We start from the raw sequence: 24,332 nt of genomic DNA on the forward strand, positions 1-24,332 counted from the left end.
TCTTATTGTTTTGCACGTGTCAGCAGTCTAGTCAGCTCCCGGGGCTCACGTAGTTGCATTGCCAGCCAGCTTGATGACTGAGCGGGTCAGCCATGCAAACAGCTTGGATCCATGTCAAAGCAACGACGCCAACAAAGGCGCAGCGAACAGATTGAGCAGTCCTGTCAGCACCATCACCAGCCCGGCCACCGAGCCTTCTTCACCGCCCACTTCATGCGCCCGACTGACGCCGGCACCGTGCGCGCCAACCCCAAACAACGCACCGCGCGCCAAGGCACTGCGCAGCGGCAGCCACTTGAGCAGCACGCCGCCGAGCATCGCACCGAACACGCCGGTGAACATCACGAACACGGCCGTCAGTTCCGGTACGCCACCCAGATTCTGCGCCAGCGGCATGGCGAACGGCGTGGTGATCGAACGCGGCACCAGCGACATCGTGACCGAGGTATCCAGCGCCAGCGCCCTGGCCAGGCCAAACGAGGTAGCGATCGATGCCGCGCTGCCGGCGAGCATGCCCAGCAACAGCGCTGACCAGTGCCGCACCAGCAGACGTCGCTGCTGCCAGATCGGCACCGCGAAAGCGACCGTCACCGGCCCGAGAACCAGCATCAGCCAATGGGTGTTGCTTGAGTATTCGGCATAGGCCGTGTGCAACGGTATGGCGAGCGCCAGCAGCAGCGCCGGCACCAGAATCAGCGGCGACAGCAGATAGCGCCCGGTACGCCGGTAAATCCAGCGACTGAACAGGTACGCCAACAGGGTGAAAGCGAGCCAGAACATCGGCATCCATTCAAGCTTCATGGGACCGCCTCAGACGCACAGCCAACTCCACGGTAAAGGCCGTCACCAGCATCACCATCAGGGTGCTGGCGCCAATCACCAGCAAAATCCGCCAACCGTCATCACGCAGCAGTGCGCCGTAGTCGAGCAGACTCATCAGTGCCGGAATAAAGAACAGCAGCATCTCGGCCATCAGCAATCCGGCCCCCAATTGCAGCGCCGCCGGTTTGACCCAGCCAAACGCGAACGCCAGCAGCAACAGGGCCATGCCGATGACGCCGCCGGGAATTGGCCAGGTCAGCCACGCGGCGATCTGACAGCCGAGCAGATAGAGACCGAGCAACGCGGCCAGTTCTGCTATCAGACGGGAAACATAGGTGAGGGATGCAGCGTTCATGATGGGCTCCTTACAGGGGCTTATTTTACGAAGCGGCCTGCCATCCCAGAAGCGAATTGTTAGACTCATGGCTATTCCAAAACGGAATCGGACCATGGAATTCAAACAGTTGCGCAGTTTTGTCGAAGTCATGCGTCAAGGCGGCTTTACCCAAGCGGCGAAAACCCTGCACGTCAGTCAGTCGGCGGTGAGCAAACAAGTCGCGCAACTGGAGCAGAGTCTCGGCACGCCGTTGCTCGAACGGCTCGGCTCCCAGTTGCACCTGACCGCTGCGGGCAGCGTGGTGCTGTCCCACGCCGAGGGCATGCTGCGCTTGCGTCAGGAGTTGCTCAGCGAACTGGATGATCTGAGCCAACTGGCGCGCGGCGAATTGCGCCTCGGTCTGCCGCTGCTGGGCAGCGATGCGTTGTTCGCCGGTTTGTTCGCCGAATATCGACGGCGCTATCCGAACATCAGCATTCAATTGCTTGAGGGCGGCAGCCGTAACGTCGAGCAGGCGGTGCTCAGCGGTGAACTGGAGTTAGGTGGCAGCTTGCTGCCCAAGGATCCGCAGTTCGATTTTCAACCGTTCTGCGATGAGAAGCTCGACGCGTTGCTGCCGGTGGATCATCCGCTGGCGGCGCACGGTGAAATTGCTCTGGAGGAGTTGGCCGAGACACCGTTCCTGCTGTATCAGCGCAGCTTCGTGCTCAATGACCGGTTATTGCAGGCGTGCCAGCAACTGGGCTTTACCCCGAAAGAAGGCGGGCGCAGTGGCCAGGCGGATTTTCTCGTGGCGCTGGTGGCGGCCGGGCAAGGCGTGGTGCTGTTGCCGAGCGTGGTCGCCCGGGCACTGGAGCGTCCGGGCGTGGTGCGCCTGACCTTGCGCGCGCCAGATTATCTGCGTTGGGATATCGCGTTCATCTGGCGTCGCGGCGCCTACCTGTCGAAAGCCGCGCAGGCCTGGCTGGCCCTGCTGCGCGAGCGCGCGATCAGCCCTTGAGCGTGGCGATCAACTGCGCCAGCCAAGGCTCGGCATCGGTTTCCGGGGTCACGCTTTCGCTGGCGTCCAGACGCAGCATCTCCTGCACTTCGCGCAGGCCCAGCTCGGCGAACAACTCACGCATCAGCTCGCCGCCACCGCAGAACGTATCGCCGTAACTGGCATCGCCCAAACCGATCACCGCACCGGGCAAGCCGCGCCAGGCCATTGGCAATTGATCGCGAAGGCTGAAATACAGCGGCTGCAGGTTATCCGGCAATTCGCCCATGCCGGTGGTCGAGGTCACCGCGAGAATCGCTTCAGGGCCGAACGCCTGTATATCCGCCAGGCTGGCGCGCGAGTTGTAGAAGGTTTCAAAACCGGCGTCTTTCAGCAGGTTCTGCGCGTGACGGGCGACTTCTTCGGCCGCGCCGTAAACCGAGCCGGAGAGGATGGCGACTTTCATCAATCTGATCCTGAAGCTGAAAAAAAGAGCGGCGATAGTAGCAGTCCGACGTAAAAGCCGCGATCCAGGCCCGAATAGCCGTGATGGCCAGTAGACAGACTGGCTGGAACTTCTAGAATGCCAGCCAATATCGACACTGAAAGGATTCATTGATGATCAACGCCAATCTGCTGCAAATGGTGATCAACGCTTCGAACGACGGGATCGTGGTTGCAGAAAAGGAAGGCGAACAGGACAACATCCTGATTTACGTAAACCCGGCCTTCGAGCGCCTGACCGGTTACAGCAGCGAAGAAATTCTCTACCAGGATTGCCGTTTTCTGCAGTCCGGCGACCGCGATCAGGCCAATCTGACGCGGATTCGTGACACCTTGCGCAATGGCGGGGCGTGCCGGGAAATCCTGCGTAACTACCGCAAGGACGGCACGCCATTCTGGAACGAACTGTCGCTGTCGACAGTGAAAAACGACAAGGACGGCCAGACTTATTTCGTCGGCGTGCAGAAGGACGTCACGGTGCAGGTCAAGGCGCAGCAACGCGTCGCGCAACTGGAAGCACAGGTTGCCGCCTTGCAAGCCGAACTCTCTGCCCTGAAAGCGACGAACGGCGCAAACAAAACGGCGAACTAAGTGTCAGTAACTACAATCACCAATGACTTTGTAACTAATTCTTTCGAGCCAGGCCATGCAACGCGACGCCCTCCTGACCCAGGATGAGCTGGATTTCATCCAGACCATGCAGCACAACCCGCAACTCAATGTGCGGGATGCGACGTCGAGCCTGTTGGTCAATGGTGGCTCGCAGATCCGTGACCTGCTCACGCGCCTGGCGGCTCATGAGCAAGTGACCATCCAGGCCAACTTCGAAAATCAGCAGATGACCTTCCCGTTGCACCTGGTGGAAGACGAATTTCACGCGTTGCACCTGCGTCTGGGCGTACCAAGCATTTACGAAGACGGGCCGATGGTTCGCCCATGGCGCCTGACTCTCGAAGAGCCGGTCGCGCTGGAAAATGCCAAAGGGCAACCGGGGATGATGTGGGTGCACGAGGTGTCGCACAAAGGCGTGCTGCTGGAAATGCGCAACAAGACCAAACCGCCCAAGCATTTCGCCCTGTGGTTCAGCCCTTCAGGGTATGAGCGGATCTCCCTGCGCGGCAATTTCGAGCGGGAAACCGAGCATGGCTTCTACGCTTACGAGCTGAGCCAGACCGATGCCGATGAAACCGAACGCCTGCGCCAGTTCATCCTGCAACAACACCGTCTGACCCACCCCGCCCTGCACACCTGATATTCAGGTATCCAGCGTCCCCGCGAGAAACTGCGTCATGCGCTGACGCATCGTCGCCCCTTCATTGCCCAGACAGCCGATCGACGATCCCGCCAGGCTGTCCTGTGCCAGATCGGCGGTGTCGCCGGCCAGCATCACCTGACAGTCCAGACTTAACGCCAGACGGTTCAACCGTCGCGGCAAATCGGCTGTCGGGGCGTGATTGGAAAACAGCACCAGCGCCTGCGGCTTGATCCGCTCGCACACCAGCGCCAACTCATCGAATGGCTGACCAGTGGTGAGCACCCGCACCCCGGCGTCATTACCACTCAGAAACAACGCGGCAACCAGTAATTCGAGTTCACGACACTGACCGGCGAGCGCACTGACAATCACTTTGCGCGGTTGCGCCCCGCGCAGCGCGACAATCCGCTGCAGGACTCGCGCCCGCAGGAACCCGTCGAAAAACAACCATTCGCTGGTCTGGCCGAAGGCATCCTGACGCTGCAGCATCTGCAGCCACAACGGCATGAGAATGTCCTGGAACACCACTGACAGCGAATATGAAGAGAAAATCTGGTTGTAGACCTGATCCAGCGCGCGGTCATCGAACGCGCTGACTGCAACCTGCACCTGTTGTTGCCACTGCGCGTAATCAGCCTGCACCAGATCATCAGGAATGATATGCGCCAGCACTTTCAGCGGCTCGGTCTTGGCGAGGATCTTGCCGACCTTGCTCACCGCCACGCCGCGGTCGATCCAGTCGACGATGCTGCGCACGCGCTCGATTTCGGTCATCGAATACAGCCGATGCCCGCTTTCGGTGCGCGTCGGCTGAATCAAACCGTAGCGACGCTCCCATGCACGCAGCGTTACCGGGTTGACGCCGGTCAGGCGCGACACCTCACGAATAGGGAACAACTCTTCGCGCTCAAGTGCGACAGAGGCCTGCGAAGCAGGGTCAGCGTCCGTGATAACAGCCATTGTGCAGGTGCATCCACTCGGTAGATTTGGATCCCATTCTACCTCCGATGCCCTCTATCGGTTCAACCCATGAATAGAGACGAAAGTCTCTGAAACTGTCATTAAAATCAGGAATAATCCTTGCTTGTCAAAAAGCGCAGGCTCCTACCCCCGCCTGCGTATTGCGAAACTCCTACCCGGAGCGACGCACTCGGAATACGGAGATACATAATGTCTACTTCCCCCGTCACGCTGATGGTTGCGCGTCGCGTCGCCGACGGCCGCTATCAGGACCTGATTGCCTGGCTGCGCGAAGGCGAACAACTGGCCACTGACTTTCCCGGTTACCTGGGCTCCGGCGTGCTCGCTCCGCCACCCGGTGACAACGAATTCCAGATCATTTTCCGCTTTGTCAACGAACAGACCCTGCATGCCTGGGAGCACTCGGTCTCGCGTACCGCGTGGCTCGCGCGAGGCAGCGATCTGTTCGCGCATCCCAAAGAACATCGGGTCAGTGGTATCGAAGGCTGGTTCGGAGCGGCCGGTCAGCGGCCACCGCGCTGGAAACAGGCCGTGGCCATCTGGCTGGCGTTCTTTCCGGTGTCGCTGCTGTTCAACTTTGTTCTCGGGCCGTTGCTCGGCGACATGAGCCTGCTGCCGCGGGTGTTGATCAGCACGGCGTGCCTGACGCCGTTGATGGTGTATTTCTTTATTCCGCTGTCGACGCGGTTGCTGGCCAACTGGTTGAACGCTGTGCCGGCGCGACCTTTGCCTGCAACACCCTCTACGCAGAATCGCTAAAAATCGCAGCCTCGTTGCACTCGTCAGCTCCTACAGATGAAGGCGCCCCTGTAGGAGCTGCCGAAGGCTGCGATCTTTTCGACAGCGTCGCTGTTATAGTTTTTGCTCCAGCCGCGACGCGAGCCGTACATGACCATTTCCTCCGCCCCGATTCTCATCACCGGTGCCGGCCAGCGTGTCGGTCTGCACTGCGCGCAGCGTTTGCTTGAAGACGGCCATCAGGTCATTTTCACCTACCGCCGCGAACGTCCAGGCGTGCAAGCGCTGCAGGATCTGGGCGCGATCGGAGTGTTCGCCGACTTCTCCAGCGAAGCGGCCATTCTCGCCTTCATCGATGAACTGAAAACCCATACCGACCGCCTGCGCGCCATCGTCCACAACGCCTCCGAATGGCTGGCGGAAACCCCGGGCAACGAAGCCGAAGCCTTCCAACGCATGCTCAACGTGCACCTGCTCGCGCCGTACCTGATCAACCTGCACTGCGCCGACCTGCTCAAGCGCTCGACACCGGCCGACATCATCCACATCAGTGACGACGTCACGCGCAAAGGCAGCAGCAAACACATCGGCTATTGCGCCAGCAAGGCCGGGCTCGACAGCCTGACCCTGTCCTTCGCCGCGCGCTATGCGCCGGCAATCAAGGTCAACGGCATCGCGCCAGCCCTGCTATTGTTCAATCCCGACGACGACGCGGCGTACCGCGCCAAGGCGCTGGCCAAATCCGCGCTGGGCATCGAACCCGGCAGCGAAGTGATCTACCAGAGCCTGCGCTATCTGCTCGACAACCCCTATGTCACCGGCACGACCCTGACCGTCAACGGCGGACGGCACGTCAAATAAGCTGCTGCGCGAGGATCTCCCATGAGCCGTACCCTGCCCGAGAATTACCGCGAGATCCTCATCGGCCTCGGTGAAGACCCCGACCGCGAAGGCCTGCTCGACACTCCGCTGCGCGCGGCCAAGGCCATGCAATACCTGTGTCACGGCTACGAACAGCGTGTGGAGGAGATCGTCAACGGCGCGCTGTTTGCTTCCGACAGCGACGAGATGATTATCGTCGCCGACATCGAGCTCTACTCGTTGTGCGAACATCACCTGCTGCCCTTCATCGGCAAGGCCCATGTGGCATATATTCCGACCGGCAAGGTGCTGGGACTGTCGAAGATTGCGCGGCTGGTGGACATGTTCGCCCGGCGCCTGCAGATTCAGGAAAACCTTACCCGGCAGATTGCCGACGCAGTGCAACAGGTCACCGATGCCGCTGGCGTCGCGGTGGTCATCGAGGCCCGGCACATGTGCATGATGATGCGCGGTGTCGAGAAACAGAATTCGACCATGAACACCTCGGTCATGCTCGGCGCCTTTCGCGACTCGAGCAACACCCGCCAGGAGTTCCTGCAATTGATTGGACGGAGCAAGTAAATGTCACAACTTCAACCGGGAATGGCGCGCATCCGGGTCAAGGATCTGCGCTTGCGCACCTTTATCGGGATCAACGAGGACGAGATCCTCAACAAACAGGATGTGCTGATCAACCTGACCATCCAGTACGCCGCGCAGGAAGCGGTGCGCGACAACGACATCGATCACGCGCTGAACTACCGCACCATCACCAAGGCGATCATCGCCCACGTCGAGGGCAACCGCTTTGCGCTGCTCGAACGCCTGACCCAGGAACTGCTGGATCTGGTGATGAGCAATACCGCCGTGCTTTACGCCGAAGTCGAAGTCGACAAGCCGCATGCCCTGCGATTTGCCGAGTCGGTGTCGATCACTCTCGCGGCAAGCCGCTGAGCGCGTCTGGCGCATCGCGCGCCAGACTTTTATCATCCGCGCCACGAATAGACTGCACAGAGCCCATCATGACCGAGCAACAACGCCTCGAACTCGAAGCCGCCGCCTTCCGCCGGCTGGTCGCCCATCTGGACAGCCGCAAGGACGTGCAGAACATCGACCTGATGAACCTTGCCGGGTTCTGCCGCAACTGCCTGTCCAAGTGGTACAAGGCCGCCGCCGATGACCGTCAGATCGAGGTCAGCCTCGATGACGCCCGCGAAGTGGTTTACGGCATGCCGTACGCCGAATGGAAAGCCCAATACCAGCAAGAAGCCAGCGCCGAACAACAGGCGGCGTTCGCCAAAGGAAAACCCAATGAGTGATCTGAACACCCTGCGCGCCAGCCTCAACAGCGGCGAACACGCTTTCGCCGATACCCTGGCGTTCATCGCTGCCGGTTATGACTACCAGCCGCAAGCGTTCAACAATGGTGGCGTGGAAAACGCTGCCGGGCAGAACGAAGGTTCGTGCAAGACCCTGGGTCTGGCACTGCTGGAAGGCTTGAGCGATGAAGAAGCGCTGCTGGCATTCGGCGAGCATTACCGCTCGGTGCTGGCGACGCCTGGAGGCAGTGACCACGGCAATATCCGTGCACTGATCAAGCACGGCCTGGCCGGTGTGAAGTTCGAAGCACAGCCGCTGACCCGCCGCTGATTCAAGATCAAAAGATCGCAGCCTGCGGCAGCTCCTACACTGATCCCTGTAGGAGCTGCCGCAGGCTGCGATCTTTTGACTCTCATAAAAAAACCGGCCGAAGCCGGTTTTTTTGTACCTGCGGTCTTAGAACGAAGCGTTCTGCAGACCGTCCAGGTAACGCTCGGTGTCCAGTGCCGCCATGCAGCCGGCGCCGGCCGAAGTGATGGCCTGACGGTAAACGTGGTCAGCCACGTCGCCGGCAGCGAAGATGCCTTCGACGCTGGTAGCAGTGGCGTTGCCGTCACGGCCGCCCTGCACCACCAGGTAACCGTCCTTGAGGGTCAACTGGCCTTCGAACAGCGAAGTGTTCGGAGTGTGGCCGATCGCGATAAACACGCCGTCGACCTTGATTTCGTCGAAGCTGCCGTCGTTGTTTTTCAGGCGCGCACCGGTCACACCCATGTTGTCGCCCAGCACTTCGTCGAGGTTGGCGTTCAACTTGAGGATGATCTTGCCTTCGGCCACACGGGCGTTGAGCTTGTCGATCAGGATCTTCTCGGCGCGGAAGGTTTCGCGACGGTGGATCAGGGTCACGGTGCTGGCGATGTTCGCCAGGTACAGTGCTTCTTCAACAGCGGTGTTGCCGCCGCCGACCACAGCCACTGGCTTGTTGCGGTAGAAGAAACCGTCGCAGGTCGCGCAGGCCGAAACGCCTTTGCCCATGAACGCTTCTTCCGACGGCAGGCCCAGGTAACGTGCGCTGGCACCGGTAGCAATGATCAGCGCGTCGCAGGTGTAGGTCGCGCTGTCACCGGTCAGGGTGTACGGCTTGGCGGCGAAGTCCACGGCGTTGATGTGATCGAAAACGATCTCGGTTTCAAACCGCTCGGCGTGCTCGCGCATGCGCTCCATCAGCGCCGGACCAGTCAGGCCGTGGACGTCGCCCGGCCAGTTATCGACTTCAGTGGTGGTGGTCAGCTGACCGCCAGCCTGCATGCCGGTGATCAGCAGTGGCTTGAGGTTGGCACGGGCGGCGTAGACCGCAGCGCTGTAACCGGCAGGGCCGGAACCGAGAATAATCACTCGCGAATGACGGACTTCAGACATGACCTGCTCCTGTTGACCGGGCCGAAACACTGGCGCGGAACGCCGGACTGCCGGCGGGAATAAAAAAGGACTGTGGATAACCTTGGGGAAGGCATGAGCTCGACAGTCCTGTAAAAAGTTGGGTGCAGCGTATCGAGGGGGGCAAGATTAAGGAAATACGGATTAACAATCCAGCTCATAGGTGGTCTCTATGCGCAGACTCCGACCGGATCGACGTCTTTGTTACAGTGAATGTCGATCGCTCTGCCGCGCTTTCGCACCCGTTGCAAAGTCGGTAAGGTCGGCGCGTTTTCCCTTGCTCGGAGCCCCTTATGCCCGCCCCCGTTCTGTCCGGCCCGCAATACCTGCGCGAAGGCCTCAAACTGGTTCTCAGCCCGGGCCTGCGCCTGTTCGTGCTGCTGCCGCTGGCGATCAATCTGGTGCTGTTCGTCGGATTGATCTATCTGGCCGGCCATCAGTTCAGCCTGTGGGTCGACAGCCTGATGCCGTCGCTACCCGACTGGCTGAGTTTTCTCAGCTACATCCTGTGGCCGCTGTTCGTGGTGCTGGTGGCGTTGATGGTGTTCTTCACCTTTACCATGCTGGCCAACGTGATCGCGGCGCCGTTCAACGGCTTCCTCGCGGAAAAAGTCGAAGTGGTGGTGCGCGGCACCGATGATTTCCCGGCCTTCAGCTGGGGCGAACTGATCGCGATGATCCCGCGCACCCTCGCCCGGGAAATGCGCAAACTCGGCTACTTCCTGCCGCGAGCAATCGGCCTGTTCATTCTCTCGTTCATCCCGGTGGTCAATATCGTCGCCGCACCGCTGTGGCTGCTGTTCGGCGTGTGGATGATGGCGATCCAGTACATCGACTACCCGGCGGACAACCACAAACTGGGCTGGAACGAAATGCTCGCCTGGCTGCGCCAGAAGCGCTGGCAGAGCATGAGTTTTGGCGGAATCGTCTACCTGGCGCTGCTGATTCCGGTGGTCAACATCCTGATGATGCCGGCCGCCGTTGCCGGCGCGACCTTGTTCTGGGTACGTGAGCGCGGCGCGGAGAACCTTGTCGCACAGCGCTGAGCCGCTCACAGACCGCCAGTCACAAATCCATCATCCGAACGTCACAGGCACGACATGGCCTCAGCCGACACTGAGGTCATGACGACAGCTCTGCATATCACTTTGATCAGCGAAACCTTCCCACCGGAAATCAACGGGGTGGCCAATACCCTTGGTCGCTTGTGCGATGGCTTGCGCGCGCGTGGGCATCAAGTGGAACTGGTACGACCGCGCCAGGCGGGCGATCCACAGCGTGTCGAGGACGATGCCTTGCTGTTGTGCCGGGGCTGGCCGTTGCCGGGTTATCCGGGGTTGCAATGGGGTCAGTCGTCGATGCACAAGCTGCTGCGGCGCTGGCAGCGTCATCGCCCGGACGTGCTGTACATCGCCACAGAAGGTCCGCTCGGCTTGTCAGCCTTGCGGGCGGCGCGGCGCCTGGGGATCTCGGTGGTCAGCGGTTTTCATACCAATTTCCAGCAGTACACCCATCAGTACGGGCTGGGTTTGCTGACGCGCTTGCTGACGCATTATCTGCGCTGGTTCCACAATCGCTCGTCGATGACCCTGGTGCCGAGCGTCAGTCAGCGTCTGGAACTGGAGCGCCGGCATTTCGACCGCCTCGCCCTGCTCTCCAGAGGCGTGGACAGCCAGTTGTTTCACCCGGCCAGGCGCCTGAACGGGTTGCGTGAGCAATGGGGCCTGAGCGAGCAGGACATCGCGGTGATTCACGTAGGACGTCTGGCCACGGAGAAGAACCTGGGCCTGCTCAAGCGCTGCTTCGATAAACTCCGCAGCACTTATCCACAGCGCAACCTGAAGCTGATTGTGGTCGGCGACGGCCCACAACGGCTTGCGCTGGAAAAAGAGCTGCCTGAGGCGATTTTCTGTGGTTCACAGCGCGGCGAAGCGCTGGCGGCGCACTATGCCTCGGGGGATATTTTTCTGTTCCCGAGCATGACCGAAACCTTCGGTAATGTGGTGCTCGAAGCATTGGCTTCAGGACTGGGGGTGGTGGCGTACGATCAGGCAGCGGCAGCGCAGCATATTCGCCACGGCTACAACGGTGTGCTGGCGATGCCGGGTGATGAAGAGGCGTTTTGCGATGCGGCGGCTTGGCTGCTGGAAGAAGATGAGCGGTTGCGCTGCGTGCGCCTGAATGCGCGTCAGCATGCCAGTCGCCAAGGCTGGGCGGCGATCATCGAGCAATTTGAAAAGCATTTGCGTGGGGCGTGTCTGCGGGAGCAGGTGCTGCCGAATGCGCAGACATTGCCTTAGATCTTTGCTGATTTTGAAGCCGCCATCGCTGGCAAGCCAGCTCCCACAAGGGGCTGCGGTGAACACAATTTTTGTGAACACCCGCAATACCTGTGGGAGCTGGCTTGCCAGCGATAGCATCAGTTTGAGCGCCGCTTAAACCAGCGTCATCAACGCCTCACGGCTGAACGGCAGAATGTCCTGCTCACGCCCTTCACGGACTTTCAGTGCCCAGTCCGGATCCACCAGCAGCGCACGGCCCACCGCCACCAAGTCGAACTCGTCGTTGTTCAGACGCTCCAGCAGTTTTTCCAGACTGGCCGGTTGCGCGACCTTGTCGGTGTTGACCATGAACTGCAGGAACTCGCCGTCCAGGCCGACGCTGCCGACGGTAATGGTCGGTTTGCCGGTCAGCTTGCGTGTCCAGCCGGCCAGGTTCAGCTCGGAACCGTCGAACTCGGGCTCCCAGAAACGCCGCGTCGAGCAGTGGAAAATATCCACGCCAGCGTCTGCCAACGGCTTGAGGAACTCGCCCAGCGCCTCGGGCGTTTGTACCAGACGCGCGGTGTAATCCTGCTGCTTCCACTGCGAGAATCGGAAGATGATCGGGAAGCCTTCGCCGACGGCGGCGCGCACCGCTTGAATCAATTCGATGGCGAAACGCGAGCGGTTGGCGAGGCTGCCGCCGTATTCGTCGCTGCGCTGATTGCTGCCTTCCCAGAAGAACTGGTCGATCAGGTAACCGTGGGCACCGTGGATTTCCACGCCGTCCATGCCGATGCTTTTGGCATCTTTGGCGGCCTGGGCGAATGCGGCGATCACGTCTTGAATGTCCTGTTTGGTCATGCCGTGCACCACGACCTGACCGTCCTTGAGTTTTTCCGTCGGGCCGTAACCCGGCACGCTGGCGTCCGGCTCGGTGCCGATACGGCGCACGCTGCCGACATGCCACAGTTGCGGAACAATCTTGCCGCCCTCGGCATGCACCGCGTCGACCACTTTTTTCCAGCCGGCCAGTGGCGCTTCACCGAAGAACTGCGGCACGTTCGGATAGCCGTTGGAGGCGACGTGACCGACCGTGGTGCCTTCGGTGATGATCAGACCGACACCAGCCGCAGCGCGGCGACGGTAGTACTCGATCACTTTGGAATTGGGCACGCCACCCGGGGAAAATGAGCGGGTCATTGGCGCCATGACCACGCGGGTCGGCAGTTCGAGGGCACCGAGATGGAACGGTTTGAACAGGGCTTGCACCGGCATTGGAAGGCTCCACAGGGAATGACTTTATGACGGCGATAATATGGAGAGTTGCAAGCCTTGAACAGCATTATTGATTTGAGTGATCAAGGATCAAAAGACACAAAGCAAAAGATCGCAGCCTGCGGCAGCTCCTACAATTATTCGATAACTCGATGACGTGTAGGAGCTGCCGCAGGCTGCGATCTTTTGATCTTGCTGGTTCAGCCCAGCGCTTTTTCAATCGCGTGAACGATGGTCGGATCATCCGGCGCCGTACGCGGCAAGAACCGCGCCAGCACCCGGCCGTCCTTGCCGAGCAGAAACTTCTCGAAGTTCCAGGTGATATCCCCGGGAAACTCCGCGCCCTCGCCCGCCAGCAAGCGGTACAGCTGGTGCCGCTCGTGACCGTTGACTTCAAGCTTGCTCGACAACGGGAACGTCACGCCATAGTTCAGGCTGCAGAATTCCTGGATTTCCTGCTCCGTGCCTGGTTCCTGGCCGGCAAACTGGTTGCACGGCAGGCCCAGCACACTGAAGCCTTTGCCCTTGAATTGCTGGTAGAGGTTTTCCAGTGCCGCGTACTGTGGGGTCAAGCCGCATTTGGAGGCGACGTTGACCACCAGCACGACTTGGCCCTTGAAAGGCGCCAACGGTAGCTCCTGACCATCCAGGGCTGTCAACTTAAGGTCGTGAAAAGCACTCATGACGGACTCCAGATTCCCGTGTTCTACTCGAAACAGCCACTTGGCGAGGCCACCAAGGACAGCCGCGGACTAAAAAGGCGCCCGCAGGCGCCTCTCCAGTACTCGAAGCTTAGCGCAGAAAATCAGTGGTGATGGCCACCTTCGCCATGGACGTGACCATGAGCGACTTCTTCCTGGCTGGCGTCACGGATAGCAACGACCTTCACTTTGAAGTTCAGACGCTGACCGGCCAGTGGGTGGTTACCGTCAACGGTGACGTCGTCGCCGTCCAGGTCACGGATGGTCACGATCTGCATCTGGCCGTCCGGCGCCGAAGCGTGGAACTGCATGCCGACTTCCAGCTCGTCAACGCCTTCGAACATGCTGCGGCTCAGGGTGCTGACCAGTTCGGCAGCGTATTCGCCGTAAGCGTCTTCCGGCTCAACGGAAACTTCCAGCTCGTCACCAACAGCCTTGCCTTCCAGCGCTTTTTCCAGGCCCGGGATGATGTTGCCTGCGCCTTGCAGGTAGACCAGCGGAGCGCCGCCGGCGGAGCTGTCGATGACCTCACCAGCGTCGTTGGTCAGGGTATAGTCGATGGAGACAGCCTTATTGGCGGCGATCAGCATGGGGCGAGACCTTTTGCATAAGAATATAGAAAGGCCAAGTTTAGCGAAGCAATCGCGCGAAAGCGAACACAACCCGGACAAACGGGTTTCGACGATCACCGGCTTCCATCAGGACGAGGACACTCATTGGGTCGTCGAGCTTTCCTGTGGCCACACCCAGCACTTGCGTCATCAGCCGCCATGGCAATCGCGCGCCTGGGTCCTTGACCCGGCGCAACGTATTGAAAAAATAGGCCAACCCTTTGCCTGCGGTTGGTGCGCACAAGGCTCGGTTAGCGATAACCTTGGCGACTGAATTTCGGTAGGCGGTCACGTATAGATCGCCACCCTTGCCATGCACCCTTAGAGAATCCGCATGCAAACTTTTTTTATCGCGCCCACCGATTTTGGCGTGGGTCTGACCTCCATCAGCCTAGGGCTGGTGCGTACCCTGGAGCGGGCCGGACTGAAAGTCGGCTTCTTCAAACCGATTGCCCAGCCGCACCCGGGCGACACCGGCCCCGAGCGTTCCACCGAACTGGTGGCGCGCACCCACGGCCTGAAACCGCCGCAACCACTGGGCCTGGCCCACGTCGAGCGAATGCTCGGCGACGGTCAGCTCGATGAGCTGCTCGAAGAAATCATCGCCCTGTATCAGCAAGCGGCTGTCGGCAAGGACGTGCTGGTGGTCGAAGGCATGGTGCCGACCCGCAGCGCCAGTTATGCGGCGCGGGTCAATTTGCACCTGGCCAAAAGCCTTGATGCCGAGGTAATTCTGGTCTCGGCCCCGGAAAACGAAGTGCTCGCCGAACTCTCCGGCCGCGTGGAATTGCAGGCGCAATTGTTCGGCGGTCCGAAAGACCCGAAAGTCCTCGGCGTGATCCTCAACAAGGTCAAGACCGACGAGAGCATGGAGGCCTTCGCCACGCGCTTGAAGGAGCATTCGCCGTTGCTGCGCAGCGGTGACTTCCGCCTGCTCGGCTGCATTCCGTTCCAGCCCGAGCTCAACGCACCGCGCACCCGCGACGTCGCTGACCTGATGGGCGCACAGGTGCTCAACGCCGGCGACTATGAAACCCGGCGCATGACCAAAATCATCATCTGCGCGCGCACCATGCGCAACACCGTGGAGCTGCTCAAACCCGGCGTGCTGGTGGTAACCCCGGGCGACCGCGACGACATCATTCTTGCGGTCAGCCTTGCGGCGCTCAACGGCGTGCCATTGGCCGGGCTGTTGCTGACCAGTGACACCCTGCCCGATCCACGCATCATGGACTTGTGCCGTGGCGCGTTGCAGGCCGGTCTGCCGGTATTGTCGGTGAGCACCGGCTCCTACGACACCGCCAACCTGCTCAATGGCCTGAACAAGGAAATCCCCATTGATGACCGCGAGCGCGCGGAGATCATCACCGACTTCGTCGCCAGCCATCTCGACGCCAAGTGGCTGCACCAGCGTTGCGGCACCCCACGGGAAATGCGCCTGTCACCCGCAGTATTCCGCTATCAACTGATTCAACGAGCGCAGTCGGCGAACAAGCGCATCGTCCTGCCCGAAGGCAGCGAGCCGCTCACCGTGCAAGCGGCGGCGATCTGTCAGGAGCGCGGTATCGCCCGTTGCGTGTTGCTGGCCAAACCGGCGGACGTTGAAGCCGTGGCCCGCGCTCAGGGCATCGAGCTGCCGCCGGGGCTGGAGATTCTCGATCCGGATCTGATCCGCGAGCGTTATATCGAACCGATGGTCGCCCTGCGCAAAAGCAAAAGCCTCAACGCGCCGATGGCCGAACAGCAACTGGAAGACACCGTGGTCATTGGCACCATGATGCTTGCGCTGGATGAAGTCGACGGTCTGGTGTCGGGAGTGATCAACACCACCGCCAACACCATCCGCCCAGCGCTGCAACTGATCAAGACCGCGCCGGGCTGCACGCTGGTGTCTTCAGTGTTCTTCATGCTGTTCCCCGAAGAAGTGCTGGTCTACGGCGACTGCGTGATGAATCCGCACCCAAGCGCAACTGAGCTGGCCGAGATCGCCCTGCAAAGCGCCGACTCGGCAGCGGCCTTCGGCATCACCCCGCGCGTGGCGATGATCAGTTACTCCAGCGGCGAGTCGGCCAGCGGCGAAGAAGTCGAGAAAGTCCGCGAAGCCACCCTGCTCGCCCACGAGCAACAGCACTCGCTGCTGATCGACGGGCCGCTGCAATACGACGCCGCTGCCAACGCCGATGTGGCCCGGCAACTGGCGCCCAACAGCCAGGTGGCTGGCCGCGCCACGGTGTTCGTGTTCCCCGACCTGAACACCGGCAACACCACCCACAAAGCCGTGCAGCGCAGTGCCGACTGCGTCAGCCTCGGCCCGATGCTGCAAGGTCTGCGCAAACCGGTGAACGACCTGCCGCGCGGCGCGCAGGTCGACGACATCGTCTACACCATCGCCCTGACCGCGATTCAAGCCGCCAACCGACCTATGGATGTGTAAATGCTGGACTTCCTGCCCGCCCCGATTCGCGGCGTGATCGCCGCGCTGCTGTTGGCGCTCAATACGATTCTGCTGTGCTCGTTCCTGTTCTGCGTGGCGTTGATCAAAGTGCTGCCCTTCGACCTCGCCCGCCGCGCCTCACGGTGGCTGATGAGCCACACCCACGAAGCCTGGATCAGTAACAACAAGGGCTGGATGAACCTGGTACGCCGCACCCGCTGGCACATCAGCGGCTTGCAAGGCCTGGATTACAAACACTCGTATTTGATCACCAGCAACCACCAGAGCTGGGTCGACATCCTAGTGCTGCAATACGTGCTCAACCGGCGCATCCAGCCGCTGAAATTCTTCCTCAAGCAGGAGCTGATCTGGGTCCCGGTGATTGGCCTGGCGTGGTGGGCGCTGGGATTTCCGTTCATGAAACGCTACTCCAAGGCCTATCTGGAAAAACACCCGGAGAAGAAAGGCAAAGACCTGGAAACCACGCGCAAGACCTGCGCGAAGTTTCGCGACAACCCGGTGGGGATTTTCAACTTCGTCGAAGGCACACGCTTCACCGAAGGCAAGCACGCTCAGCAGCAATCACCGTTCAAGTACCTGCTCAAGCCCAAGGCTGGCGGCATCGCCTTTGTGCTGGACGCAATGGGAGAACAGCTGGAATCGATCGTCAACGTGACCATCCACTATCCGGGCGGACGGCCGGGTTTCTGGGATCTGCTGTGCGGCAATGTGCGCGACGTGGTGGTGCACTTTGAAGAACTGAAAATCCCGCCGGCCTTCATCGGCAAGAACTACGACCAGGACGGCGAATACCGTCTGCAGTTTCAGGGCTGGATCAATCAGCTGTGGCAGGACAAGGATGCGCTGCTGGAACAGATGCACCGCGAACTCCCGAACCGACAGTGAATCTGGTGGGAGCCGACATGCCGGCGATGGCGGAGATCAGCAAGCAACATTGGTGAATGACACACCGCCATCGCTGGCAAGCCAGCTCCCACAATAGATCAAAAGATCGCAGCCTGCGGCAGCTCCTACAGGGAAGATAAGTACAACCCGCACGCGGCGCAGCCGCCCCACTCCAGGATGAGCGCAAGCTCGGCTGCAGCTTTTGATCTTGATCTACGGGCGACGTCGGAAGGCTGAGCGGAGGGATTGATCCGGGGGTGGGAGCGCAGCGACCGTTTGGCGCAGCCAAACACAGCGAGAGGAGGTGCAGCGAAGCAAACCGTAGGCGCTGCCCCCGGATCAAACCCGGAGCGAAGGGACCCCGAGCCTCAGCGAGTGGGCCGCACGCAGGAGCAAGCCTTTTTTTGCTTACTTTTTTTAGGCGTTTGTAAAAAAAGTGAGTCGCCGTAAGGGCGAAACCGTCAGCCGCAGCACCCGAAGAAACGGATATTCACTCAGCCAGACAGAGCATGGTCGCCTATAAGGGCGCCATCGCTGGCAAGCCAGCTCCCACAGTGGAATGAGCTCGCGCAAAAATCGCAGCCAACAAAAAACCCGCCGATGATCACTCATCCGCGGGCCTTTCATTTCCGGCTAACGCTTAAATCGCGCCACGCTTGCGCAGCAGATCCAACACCTGCTTGACGCTCTCTTCCAGCGACAGCGACTGCGTGTCGATCACCAGATCAGCATTCAGCGGCACGTCATACGGGAAGGACTCACCCGGAATATTATCGCCACCCGCAGCATACAAGCCCTGCGGATCACGCTCGGCACACACCGCCGGCGAGGCCTGCACATAAACCGTCAGCAGACGCTCCTTGCCGATCAGCTCCTTGGCCTGCTCGCGACCTTCAGCACTCGGCGCAACAAACGCCGCCAGGGTCAACAGACCAGCCTCGTTGAACTGACGCGCCACGTGCGCAGCACGCCGCCAGTTCTCGGTGCGACCGGCACGGTCATGTGGCAAGCCCTTGTTGAGGTCGTGACGCAGATTCTGACCATCCAGCACAAACACCGCACGGCCCATGTCGAACAACTTGCGCTCGACCGCATAGGCCAGCGTGCTCTTGCCCGCGCCCGACAGGCCGCTGAACAGCACGGTCGCCGGTTGCTGGCCAAAGCGCTGAGCACGTTCTTCGGTAGCAACGTGGGCCAGTTTGCCGTGGTGGGTGGCCGTGCCGTGGCTCAGTGGCTGAGCGACGATCATGCCGGCGCCAACGGTGCCGTTGGTCAAACGGTCGATGACGATGAACGCACCGGTGGTGCGGTTGCTGTCGTAACCGTCGAGGGCGATCGGCGCGTCGAGCGCGATCTTCACCTTGCCGATTTCGTTGAGCTGCAACGCGCTCGCCGAACCTTCTTCGAGGGTGTTGACGTCGACCTTGTTGACGATGCTGGCAATCGAGCCCGGCACGTAACTGGTGGCGCGTTTGATGTCGTATTTCTTGCCCGGCAGCATCGGCTCTTCAGCCATCCACACCAGCATCGCTTCGAAGCTGTCGGTGACCGGCGGCACGTTGTCGGCATGCACCAGCAAGTCGCCACGGGAGATGTCGATTTCGTCTTCCATGGTCAGCGTCACCGCTTGACCAGGACCGGCCTGCTCCAGTTCACCTTCGAAGGTGACGATGGATTTGACGCGGCTGCTCTTGCCCGACGGCAGCACCACCACTTCGTCGCCCTTGTGCACGATCCCGCTGGCGAGGGTGCCGGCGAAGCCGCGGAAGTTCAGGTTCGGACGGTTGACGTATTGCACCGGGAAGCGCAGATCGGTGAAGTTGCGATCACCCGCCACTTCCACGGTCTCGAGAATTTCCATCAGCGACTGACCTTTGTACCAAGGCGAGCGCTCGGACTTGTTCACCACGTTGTCGCCCTTGAGAGCAGACATCGGCACGAAGTGCATGCTGGTCGGCTTCATCTTCAAGCCTTCGGCGAACTTCAGGTAGTCGGCCTTGATCGACTCGAACACACCTTCATCAAAGTCTTTCAAGTCCATCTTGTTGATGGCGACAACGATGTGCTTGATGCCGAGCAACGAGGCGATGAAGCTGTGGCGACGGGTCTGGGTCTGCACGCCGTAACGGGCATCGACCAGGATGATCGCCAGGTCACAGGTGGATGCACCGGTGGCCATGTTGCGGGTGTACTGCTCATGGCCGGGGGTGTCGGCGATGATGAATTTGCGCTTGGCGGTGGAGAAGTAGCGGTAGGCGACATCGATGGTGATGCCCTGCTCACGCTCGGCCTGCAGGCCGTCGACCAGCAATGCCAGGTCGATGTCGTCACCGGTGGTGCCGACTTTCTTCGAATCGCGGGTGATGGCTTCCAGATGATCTTCGTAGATCATCTTGGAGTCGTGCAGCAGGCGCCCGATCAGGGTGCTTTTGCCGTCGTCGACGTTACCGCAGGTCAAAAAGCGCAGCAGCTCTTTACGTTCGTGCTGGCCCAGGTAGGCGAGGATGTCCTCGCTGATCAAATCAGATGCGTGCGACATGACAACCCCTTAGAAATAGCCTTGACGTTTTTTATCTTCCATCGAGCCGGCGCCATCGTGGTCGATGACCCGGCCCTGGCGCTCGGAAGTTCGCGTCAGGAGCATTTCCTGAATGATGTCCGTGAGGCTTTCGGCCTCGGACTCCACCGCGCCCGTCAACGGGTAGCAGCCAAGGGTACGGAAACGCACTTTCTTTTTGACGATGCGCGCCTTGTCCTCGTCGGACAGATGCTCAAGGATGCGCTCGTCATCGATCATGATCAGGGTGCCGTTCTTCTCGATCACTTCGCGTTCGGCGGCGAAGTACAGCGGCACGATCGGGATGCCTTCGAGGTAGATGTACTGCCAGATGTCCAGTTCGGTCCAGTTCGACAACGGGAACACACGAATGGATTCGCCCTTGTTGACCTTGCCGTTGTAGACGTTCCACAGCTCCGGACGCTGATTCTTCGGGTCCCAGCGGTGCTTGCTGTCGCGGAACGAGTACACACGCTCCTTGGCGCGGGACTTCTCTTCGTCACGACGGGCACCACCGAACGCGGCGTCGAAACCATGCTTGTCGAGTGCCTGCTTCAGGCCCTCGGTCTTCATGATGTCGGTGTGCTTGGCGCTGCCGTGGGTGAACGGGTTGATGTTCTGCGCCACGCCATCGGGGTTGATGTGGGTGATCAGGTCCAGGCCCAGCTCTTCGACCATCTTGTCGCGGAACTTGTACATCTCCTGGAATTTCCAGCGAGTGTCGACGTGCATCACCGGAAACGGCAGTTTGCCCGGGAAGAACGCCTTGCGTGCCAGGTGCAGCATCACGGCGGAGTCTTTACCGATGGAGTACAGCATCACCGGGTTGTCGAACTCGGCGGCCACCTCGCGGATGATGTGGATGCTTTCCGCCTCCAGCTGTTTCAGATGCGTCAGTTTGTCGACCATGGCTACTCACGAAAGCTTTCTTATGAACGGCCAGCGGGCCGTGTTCGAGCGGGGAATCCTAGCACAGCGCCCTCTTCTAATCAGGACGCCAACTAGATCGAAAGGGCATATGAATATGCCCACCGGTTCGGCCGAGCAGTTCCCGTGTGGGAGCGAGCCTGCTCGCGAAAGCGATATGCCAGACACCTTTGCATTGAAGGTCTGACGCATTCGCGAGCAGGCTCGCTCCCACAGGTATTCATGGTGGATTCAGATCGGGTTCGGGCAGTCGATGAAGATGTGTTCCAGGGCAAAACGTTTGGCCAGGTAGTCACCCAGCGCCTGCACACCATAGCGCTCGGTGGCATGGTGGCCGGCGGCGATGAAGCTGATGTCGTTTTCCCGAGCGCTGTGGAAGGTCTGTTCGGAGGCTTCGCCACTGAGGAACAGATCAACGCCCGCCGCCACGCCCTGATCGATATAACCCTGCCCGCCACCGGTGCACCAGCCAACTCGACGAATCATCCCACTGCCCTCGACCAGCAGCGGCTCGCGGCCCATGACGTCTTTGACCTTGCGGGCGAAGTCTCGCGCAGTCATTGGCTCGTTCAGCGAACCGACCAGCCCGACAACTTTCAGATTCTCCGGGTCCAGTGGCCCTTCAACGGTAATGTCCAGCTGACGCGCCAGTTGCACGTTGTTGCCGACCTCCGGATGCAGATCCAGCGGCAAGTGATAGGCGAGCAGACTGATGTCGTGCTTGAGCAAAGTCTTCAAGCGCCGCTGCTTCATGCCGGTGATGCACGGGTTCTCGCCTTTCCAGAAATAGCCGTGATGCACCAGTATCAGATCGGCCTCGGCCTCCACCGCCGCGTCGAGCAGCGCCTGACTGGCGGTGACGCCACTGACGATGCGCATCACTTGCGGTCGGCCTTCGACCTGCAAACCGTTGGGGCAGTAATCGGCGATTTTCGCACTGCCGAGGTAACGGTCGGCTTCTTCGACCAGGGTGCTGAGGGCGACGGCCATGAAAGACTCCTAAATATCCCGTTCAGAGGCGCGCGCGGCCTCGTATAATGCGCGACATTATCGGCGGTCTGCCCCCGCCTGCAACTTTTCCAGGACGTGCTTAATGCTCAAGGCGCTGCGTTTTTTTGGCTGGCCGCTGTTGGCCGGCGTGCTTATCGCTCTGTTGATTATTCAGCGTTACCCGCAGTGGGTCGGGCTTCCGAGCCTCGACGTCAACCTGCAACAGGCCCCGCAAACCACCAGTGTGCAGCAGGGCCCGGTGTCCTATGCCGACGCGGTGACCATCGCCGCACCGTCGGTGGTCAACCTCTACACCACCAAAGTCATCAACAAACCGGCGCACCCGCTGTTTGAGGATCCGCAGTTCCGGCGCTTCTTCGGTGACAACTCGCCGAAGCAGAAACGCATGGAATCGAGCCTCGGTTCCGGCGTGATCATGAGCCCGGAAGGCTACATCCTGACCAACAACCATGTAACCACCGGCGCCGATCAGATCGTGGTGGCACTCAAGGATGGGCGCGAAACCCTCGCCCGCGTCATCGGTAGCGACCCGGAAACCGACCTCGCGGTGTTGAAGATTGACCTGAAAAACCTCCCGGCGATCACCGTCGGCCGCTCCGACAACATCCGTATCGGCGACGTCGCGCTGGCCATCGGCAACCCGTTCGGCGTTGGCCAGACCGTGACCATGGGCATCATCAGCGCCACCGGGCGCAACCAGTTGGGCCTGAACAACTACGAAGACTTCATCCAGACCGACGCGGCGATCAACCCGGGCAACTCCGGCGGCGCACTGGTCGATGCCAACGGCAACCTCACCGGCATCAACACCGCGATCTTCTCCAAGTCCGGCGGCTCGCAAGGCATCGGTTTTGCGATTCCGGTAAAACTGGCGATGGAGGTGATGAAGTCGATCATCGAGCACGGTCAGGTGATTCGTGGCTGGCTCGGTATTGAAGTGCAGCCGCTGACCCAGGAACTGGCCGAGTCGTTTGGCCTGTCCGGGCGTCCGGGAATTGTCGTGGCGGGAATCTTCCGCGATGGCCCGGCACAGAAGGCCGGCCTGCAGCTGGGTGACGTGATTCTGAGTATCGACGGCGAACCGGCGGGTGATGGCCGCAAGTCAATGAACCAGGTGGCGCGGATCAAGCCGACTGACAAGGTCACGATTCAAGTGATGCGCAATGGCAAGGAGCTGAAGCTGACCGCGGAAATCGGCCTGCGTCCACCGCCGGCGCCGGTCAAGGAAGAAGAGTAAACACCAACCAAAAACACTGTGGGAGCGAGCTTGCTCGCGAAGAGGCCGGCACATTCAACATCGTTATTGAATGGCCAAGCGCTTTCGCGAGCAAGCTCGCTCCCACAGGTTCACCGGTGTCCTACAGGTCGCCGAGACCGTCGATCAGCGCCTGATTCTGCTCCGGCGTACCGATCGAGATCCGCAGGAACTGGGCAATCCGCTCCTGCTTGAAGTGGCGCACAATCACGCCCTGCTCGCGCAGCCTGGCTGCCAGCCCCGCTGCATCGTGTTGCGGGTGCCGGGCGAAGATGAAGTTCGCCGCCGACGGCAGCACCTCAAACCCCTTGGCCTGCAATTGCGCGATGACCCACTCGCGACTTTCGATGACCAGACGGCACGTCTTGTCGAAATACTCGCGATCCTCGAACGCGGCCGCCGCGCCGACAATCGCCAGGCGATCCAGCGGATAGGAGTTGAAGCTGTTCTTGATTCGCTCCAGCGCTTCGATCAGATCCGGATGCCCCACCGCCAGGCCGACGCGCAGGCCGGCCAGCGAGCGCGACTTGGACAGGGTCTGGGTCACCAGCAGGTTCGGATAACGATCCACCAGGCTGATCGCGGTTTCGCCGCCGAAGTCGATGTACGCTTCATCCACCACGACCACCGAATCCGGGCTGGCCTTGAGGATCTGCTCGACCGCCTCCAGCGCCAACAGGCAACCGGTGGGTGCGTTCGGGTTGGGGAAAATGATCCCGCCGTTGGGTTTGGCGTAGTCCGCCGGGTTGATCTGGAACTGTGCGTCCAGCGGCACGGCGTCGAACTGGATGCCGTACAGACCGCAATACACCGGATAGAAGCTGTAGCTGATGTCCGGGAACAGCAGCGGCTGCTCGTGTTGCAGCAGACCGTGGAAGATGTGCGCCAGCACTTCGTCCGAACCGTTGCCAAGGAACACCTGATTGCTCTGCACGCCGTAGTAGTGGGCGACGGCGGTTTTCAGCACATCGCTGTTCGGATCCGGGTACAGGCGCAGGTTGTCGTTGAGCTCGGTTTGCATCGCCGCCAAGGCTTTGGGCGACGGGCCGTAAGGGTTTTCGTTGGTGTTGAGCTTGACCAGTCTGGTCAGCTTCGGCTGTTCGCCCGGCACATAGGGCACCAGATCCTTGACGAACGGGCTCCAGAATTTACTCATG

The 24,332-nt window shown here is 60.6% G+C and carries 27 protein-coding genes; 15 read left to right on the plus strand and 12 right to left on the minus strand.

What is annotated here, in order from left to right; all coding sequences use genetic code 11:
• Positions 1–114: 114 nt before the first annotated feature.
• Together KVQ82_RS25390 and KVQ82_RS25395 are read right to left on the minus strand one after the other, a co-directional pair.
• Positions 115–801: an LrgB family protein gene (locus tag KVQ82_RS25390; RefSeq protein ID WP_108181704.1), complete on the minus strand. Its 687-nt coding sequence runs from the start codon at positions 799–801 to the stop codon at positions 115–117.
• On the minus strand, positions 791–1,177 hold the full coding sequence (locus tag KVQ82_RS25395) for a CidA/LrgA family protein (protein ID WP_222016507.1): 387 nt from the start codon (positions 1,175–1,177) through the stop codon (positions 791–793). The genes KVQ82_RS25390 and KVQ82_RS25395 overlap by 11 nt, the downstream gene beginning before the upstream one ends.
• 94 nt (positions 1,178–1,271) lie before the next feature.
• On the opposite strand from KVQ82_RS25395, the gene KVQ82_RS25400 reads away from it, so the two are divergent.
• Positions 1,272–2,159, plus strand: a complete 888-nt coding sequence (locus KVQ82_RS25400; RefSeq protein WP_222016509.1) for a LysR family transcriptional regulator — start codon at positions 1,272–1,274, stop codon at positions 2,157–2,159.
• On the opposite strand, the gene KVQ82_RS25405 is transcribed toward KVQ82_RS25400, so the two are convergent.
• Positions 2,149–2,604, minus strand: a complete 456-nt coding sequence (locus tag KVQ82_RS25405; protein WP_041073948.1) for a flavodoxin — start codon at positions 2,602–2,604, stop codon at positions 2,149–2,151. The two genes, KVQ82_RS25400 and KVQ82_RS25405, sit on opposite strands and share 11 nt — an antisense overlap.
• A gap of 152 nt (positions 2,605–2,756) precedes the next feature.
• On the opposite strand from KVQ82_RS25405, the gene KVQ82_RS25410 reads away from it, so the two are divergent.
• Together KVQ82_RS25410 and KVQ82_RS25415 are read left to right on the plus strand one after the other, a co-directional pair.
• Positions 2,757–3,233, plus strand: coding sequence for a PAS domain-containing protein (locus KVQ82_RS25410; RefSeq protein ID WP_041073945.1), 477 nt, complete (start codon positions 2,757–2,759; stop codon positions 3,231–3,233).
• Between the two features lie 55 nt (positions 3,234–3,288).
• Positions 3,289–3,894: a hypothetical protein gene (locus tag KVQ82_RS25415; protein WP_025109427.1), complete on the plus strand. Its 606-nt coding sequence runs from the start codon at positions 3,289–3,291 to the stop codon at positions 3,892–3,894.
• 3 nt (positions 3,895–3,897) lie between these two features.
• On the opposite strand, the gene KVQ82_RS25420 is transcribed toward KVQ82_RS25415, so the two are convergent.
• Positions 3,898–4,857, minus strand: coding sequence for a MerR family transcriptional regulator (locus KVQ82_RS25420; RefSeq protein WP_142579860.1), 960 nt, complete (start codon positions 4,855–4,857; stop codon positions 3,898–3,900).
• 210 nt (positions 4,858–5,067) lie between these two features.
• Here KVQ82_RS25420 and KVQ82_RS25425 point away from each other — a divergent pair, with 210 nt between their 5' ends.
• The 6 genes from KVQ82_RS25425 (at position 5,068) to KVQ82_RS25450 (ending at position 8,127) form a co-directional block, all read left to right on the plus strand.
• The gene (locus KVQ82_RS25425) at positions 5,068–5,637 is read left to right on the plus strand and encodes an antibiotic biosynthesis monooxygenase (protein WP_041073941.1); all 570 of its coding nucleotides are present in this window, start codon (positions 5,068–5,070) and stop codon (positions 5,635–5,637) included.
• 129 nt (positions 5,638–5,766) lie between these two features.
• Positions 5,767–6,477: a dihydromonapterin reductase gene (gene folM / locus KVQ82_RS25430; protein ID WP_222016512.1), complete on the plus strand. Its 711-nt coding sequence runs from the start codon at positions 5,767–5,769 to the stop codon at positions 6,475–6,477.
• Between the two features lie 21 nt (positions 6,478–6,498).
• Positions 6,499–7,059: a GTP cyclohydrolase I FolE gene (gene folE, locus KVQ82_RS25435; RefSeq protein ID WP_222016514.1), complete on the plus strand. Its 561-nt coding sequence runs from the start codon at positions 6,499–6,501 to the stop codon at positions 7,057–7,059.
• Positions 7,060–7,431 (plus strand): dihydroneopterin triphosphate 2'-epimerase, encoded by a 372-nt coding sequence (gene folX / locus KVQ82_RS25440; RefSeq protein WP_041073935.1) that lies wholly within the window; start codon positions 7,060–7,062, stop codon positions 7,429–7,431.
• A gap of 68 nt (positions 7,432–7,499) precedes the next feature.
• Complete coding sequence (locus KVQ82_RS25445; protein WP_007968038.1) at positions 7,500–7,796, plus strand: DUF1244 domain-containing protein; 297 nt, start codon at positions 7,500–7,502, stop codon at positions 7,794–7,796.
• The gene (locus KVQ82_RS25450; protein ID WP_222016517.1) at positions 7,789–8,127 is read left to right on the plus strand and encodes a HopJ type III effector protein; all 339 of its coding nucleotides are present in this window, start codon (positions 7,789–7,791) and stop codon (positions 8,125–8,127) included. Before KVQ82_RS25445 ends, KVQ82_RS25450 begins: the two co-directional genes overlap by 8 nt.
• Positions 8,128–8,253: 126 nt before the next feature.
• On the opposite strand, the gene trxB is transcribed toward KVQ82_RS25450, so the two are convergent.
• Complete coding sequence (gene trxB, locus KVQ82_RS25455) at positions 8,254–9,216, minus strand: thioredoxin-disulfide reductase (protein ID WP_003221727.1); 963 nt, start codon at positions 9,214–9,216, stop codon at positions 8,254–8,256.
• Between the two features lie 311 nt (positions 9,217–9,527).
• Between trxB and cysZ the strand changes: the two genes are divergently transcribed.
• Together cysZ and KVQ82_RS25465 are read left to right on the plus strand one after the other, a co-directional pair.
• A complete protein-coding gene (cysZ, locus tag KVQ82_RS25460; protein WP_108181696.1) occupies positions 9,528–10,280 on the plus strand; it encodes a sulfate transporter CysZ in 753 nt (250 codons plus the stop codon).
• 54 nt (positions 10,281–10,334) lie between these two features.
• Positions 10,335–11,534, plus strand: a complete 1,200-nt coding sequence (locus KVQ82_RS25465) for a glycosyltransferase family 1 protein (RefSeq protein WP_086793799.1) — start codon at positions 10,335–10,337, stop codon at positions 11,532–11,534.
• Positions 11,535–11,669: 135 nt separating this feature from the next.
• Here KVQ82_RS25465 and KVQ82_RS25470 read toward each other — a convergent pair whose 3' ends face one another.
• The 3 genes from KVQ82_RS25470 to KVQ82_RS25480 form a co-directional block, all read right to left on the minus strand.
• On the minus strand, positions 11,670–12,773 hold the full coding sequence (locus tag KVQ82_RS25470) for an NADH:flavin oxidoreductase (protein WP_222016519.1): 1,104 nt from the start codon (positions 12,771–12,773) through the stop codon (positions 11,670–11,672).
• A 200-nt stretch (positions 12,774–12,973) separates the two neighbouring features.
• Positions 12,974–13,456 (minus strand): glutathione peroxidase, encoded by a 483-nt coding sequence (locus tag KVQ82_RS25475; protein ID WP_108181693.1) that lies wholly within the window; start codon positions 13,454–13,456, stop codon positions 12,974–12,976.
• Between the two features lie 122 nt (positions 13,457–13,578).
• On the minus strand, positions 13,579–14,064 hold the full coding sequence (locus tag KVQ82_RS25480) for a peptidylprolyl isomerase (protein WP_007968032.1): 486 nt from the start codon (positions 14,062–14,064) through the stop codon (positions 13,579–13,581).
• Between KVQ82_RS25480 and KVQ82_RS25485 the strand changes: the two genes are divergently transcribed.
• The 3 genes from KVQ82_RS25485 to KVQ82_RS25495 are packed head-to-tail and all read left to right on the plus strand — an operon-like array spanning position 14,033 to position 17,425.
• Positions 14,033–14,359, plus strand: coding sequence for a DUF3565 domain-containing protein (locus tag KVQ82_RS25485; protein ID WP_198758924.1), 327 nt, complete (start codon positions 14,033–14,035; stop codon positions 14,357–14,359). The genes KVQ82_RS25480 and KVQ82_RS25485 overlap by 32 nt on opposite strands.
• A 60-nt stretch (positions 14,360–14,419) precedes the next feature.
• Complete coding sequence (pta, locus tag KVQ82_RS25490; RefSeq protein WP_041073921.1) at positions 14,420–16,519, plus strand: phosphate acetyltransferase; 2,100 nt, start codon at positions 14,420–14,422, stop codon at positions 16,517–16,519.
• Entirely contained in the window at positions 16,520–17,425 is a 906-nt protein-coding gene (locus tag KVQ82_RS25495; RefSeq protein WP_222016522.1) for an acyltransferase, read from the plus strand. It abuts the gene before it with no gap.
• A gap of 640 nt (positions 17,426–18,065) precedes the next feature.
• On the opposite strand, the gene cysN is transcribed toward KVQ82_RS25495, so the two are convergent.
• The 3 genes from cysN to KVQ82_RS25510 form a co-directional block, all read right to left on the minus strand.
• Positions 18,066–19,964 carry a sulfate adenylyltransferase subunit CysN gene (gene cysN / locus KVQ82_RS25500; RefSeq protein WP_145597394.1) on the minus strand — a complete coding sequence of 633 codons (1,899 nt, stop codon included), beginning with the start codon at positions 19,962–19,964 and terminating at the stop codon, positions 18,066–18,068.
• A gap of 9 nt (positions 19,965–19,973) precedes the next feature.
• The gene (gene cysD / locus KVQ82_RS25505; RefSeq protein WP_007912374.1) at positions 19,974–20,891 is read right to left on the minus strand and encodes a sulfate adenylyltransferase subunit CysD; all 918 of its coding nucleotides are present in this window, start codon (positions 20,889–20,891) and stop codon (positions 19,974–19,976) included.
• 249 nt (positions 20,892–21,140) lie between these two features.
• Positions 21,141–21,899: a Nif3-like dinuclear metal center hexameric protein gene (locus tag KVQ82_RS25510; RefSeq protein WP_222016524.1), complete on the minus strand. Its 759-nt coding sequence runs from the start codon at positions 21,897–21,899 to the stop codon at positions 21,141–21,143.
• Positions 21,900–22,002: 103 nt separating this feature from the next.
• Here KVQ82_RS25510 and algW point away from each other — a divergent pair, with 103 nt between their 5' ends.
• A complete protein-coding gene (gene algW / locus KVQ82_RS25515) occupies positions 22,003–23,157 on the plus strand; it encodes a Do family serine endopeptidase AlgW (RefSeq protein WP_041072868.1) in 1,155 nt (384 codons plus the stop codon).
• Between the two features lie 121 nt (positions 23,158–23,278).
• Here the strand turns inward: algW and hisC are convergent, their stop codons facing one another.
• Positions 23,279–24,331 (minus strand): histidinol-phosphate transaminase, encoded by a 1,053-nt coding sequence (gene hisC / locus KVQ82_RS25520; protein ID WP_222016526.1) that lies wholly within the window; start codon positions 24,329–24,331, stop codon positions 23,279–23,281.
• Between the last annotated feature and the right edge of the window lies 1 nt (position 24,332).

The organism is Pseudomonas sp. AO-1 (assembly GCF_019775695.1).
Lineage (GTDB): Bacteria > Pseudomonadota > Gammaproteobacteria > Pseudomonadales > Pseudomonadaceae > Aquipseudomonas > Aquipseudomonas parakoreensis.

What these genes read in the sequence shown, in the direction of transcription:
- KVQ82_RS25390 (WP_108181704.1), bottom strand. Translation starts at nt 801, where the DNA reads ATGAAGCTTGAATGGATGCCGATGTTCTGGCTCGCTTTCACCCTGTTG.
- KVQ82_RS25395 (WP_222016507.1), bottom strand. Translation starts at nt 1,177, where the DNA reads ATGAACGCTGCATCCCTCACCTATGTTTCCCGTCTGATAGCAGAACTG.
- KVQ82_RS25400 (WP_222016509.1), top strand. Translation starts at nt 1,272, where the DNA reads ATGGAATTCAAACAGTTGCGCAGTTTTGTCGAAGTCATGCGTCAAGGC.
- KVQ82_RS25405 (WP_041073948.1), bottom strand. Translation starts at nt 2,604, where the DNA reads ATGAAAGTCGCCATCCTCTCCGGCTCGGTTTACGGCGCGGCCGAAGAA.
- KVQ82_RS25410 (WP_041073945.1), top strand. Translation starts at nt 2,757, where the DNA reads ATGATCAACGCCAATCTGCTGCAAATGGTGATCAACGCTTCGAACGAC.
- KVQ82_RS25415 (WP_025109427.1), top strand. Translation starts at nt 3,289, where the DNA reads ATGCAACGCGACGCCCTCCTGACCCAGGATGAGCTGGATTTCATCCAG.
- KVQ82_RS25420 (WP_142579860.1), bottom strand. Translation starts at nt 4,857, where the DNA reads ATGGCTGTTATCACGGACGCTGACCCTGCTTCGCAGGCCTCTGTCGCA.
- KVQ82_RS25425 (WP_041073941.1), top strand. Translation starts at nt 5,068, where the DNA reads ATGTCTACTTCCCCCGTCACGCTGATGGTTGCGCGTCGCGTCGCCGAC.
- folM (WP_222016512.1), top strand. Translation starts at nt 5,767, where the DNA reads ATGACCATTTCCTCCGCCCCGATTCTCATCACCGGTGCCGGCCAGCGT.
- folE (WP_222016514.1), top strand. Translation starts at nt 6,499, where the DNA reads ATGAGCCGTACCCTGCCCGAGAATTACCGCGAGATCCTCATCGGCCTC.
- folX (WP_041073935.1), top strand. Translation starts at nt 7,060, where the DNA reads ATGTCACAACTTCAACCGGGAATGGCGCGCATCCGGGTCAAGGATCTG.
- KVQ82_RS25445 (WP_007968038.1), top strand. Translation starts at nt 7,500, where the DNA reads ATGACCGAGCAACAACGCCTCGAACTCGAAGCCGCCGCCTTCCGCCGG.
- KVQ82_RS25450 (WP_222016517.1), top strand. Translation starts at nt 7,789, where the DNA reads ATGAGTGATCTGAACACCCTGCGCGCCAGCCTCAACAGCGGCGAACAC.
- trxB (WP_003221727.1), bottom strand. Translation starts at nt 9,216, where the DNA reads ATGTCTGAAGTCCGTCATTCGCGAGTGATTATTCTCGGTTCCGGCCCT.
- cysZ (WP_108181696.1), top strand. Translation starts at nt 9,528, where the DNA reads ATGCCCGCCCCCGTTCTGTCCGGCCCGCAATACCTGCGCGAAGGCCTC.
- KVQ82_RS25465 (WP_086793799.1), top strand. Translation starts at nt 10,335, where the DNA reads ATGGCCTCAGCCGACACTGAGGTCATGACGACAGCTCTGCATATCACT.
- KVQ82_RS25470 (WP_222016519.1), bottom strand. Translation starts at nt 12,773, where the DNA reads ATGCCGGTGCAAGCCCTGTTCAAACCGTTCCATCTCGGTGCCCTCGAA.
- KVQ82_RS25475 (WP_108181693.1), bottom strand. Translation starts at nt 13,456, where the DNA reads ATGAGTGCTTTTCACGACCTTAAGTTGACAGCCCTGGATGGTCAGGAG.
- KVQ82_RS25485 (WP_198758924.1), top strand. Translation starts at nt 14,033, where the DNA reads ATGGAGACAGCCTTATTGGCGGCGATCAGCATGGGGCGAGACCTTTTG.
- KVQ82_RS25480 (WP_007968032.1), bottom strand. Translation starts at nt 14,064, where the DNA reads ATGCTGATCGCCGCCAATAAGGCTGTCTCCATCGACTATACCCTGACC.
- pta (WP_041073921.1), top strand. Translation starts at nt 14,420, where the DNA reads ATGCAAACTTTTTTTATCGCGCCCACCGATTTTGGCGTGGGTCTGACC.
- KVQ82_RS25495 (WP_222016522.1), top strand. Translation starts at nt 16,520, where the DNA reads ATGCTGGACTTCCTGCCCGCCCCGATTCGCGGCGTGATCGCCGCGCTG.
- cysN (WP_145597394.1), bottom strand. Translation starts at nt 19,964, where the DNA reads ATGTCGCACGCATCTGATTTGATCAGCGAGGACATCCTCGCCTACCTG.
- cysD (WP_007912374.1), bottom strand. Translation starts at nt 20,891, where the DNA reads ATGGTCGACAAACTGACGCATCTGAAACAGCTGGAGGCGGAAAGCATC.
- KVQ82_RS25510 (WP_222016524.1), bottom strand. Translation starts at nt 21,899, where the DNA reads ATGGCCGTCGCCCTCAGCACCCTGGTCGAAGAAGCCGACCGTTACCTC.
- algW (WP_041072868.1), top strand. Translation starts at nt 22,003, where the DNA reads ATGCTCAAGGCGCTGCGTTTTTTTGGCTGGCCGCTGTTGGCCGGCGTG.
- hisC (WP_222016526.1), bottom strand. Translation starts at nt 24,331, where the DNA reads ATGAGTAAATTCTGGAGCCCGTTCGTCAAGGATCTGGTGCCCTATGTG.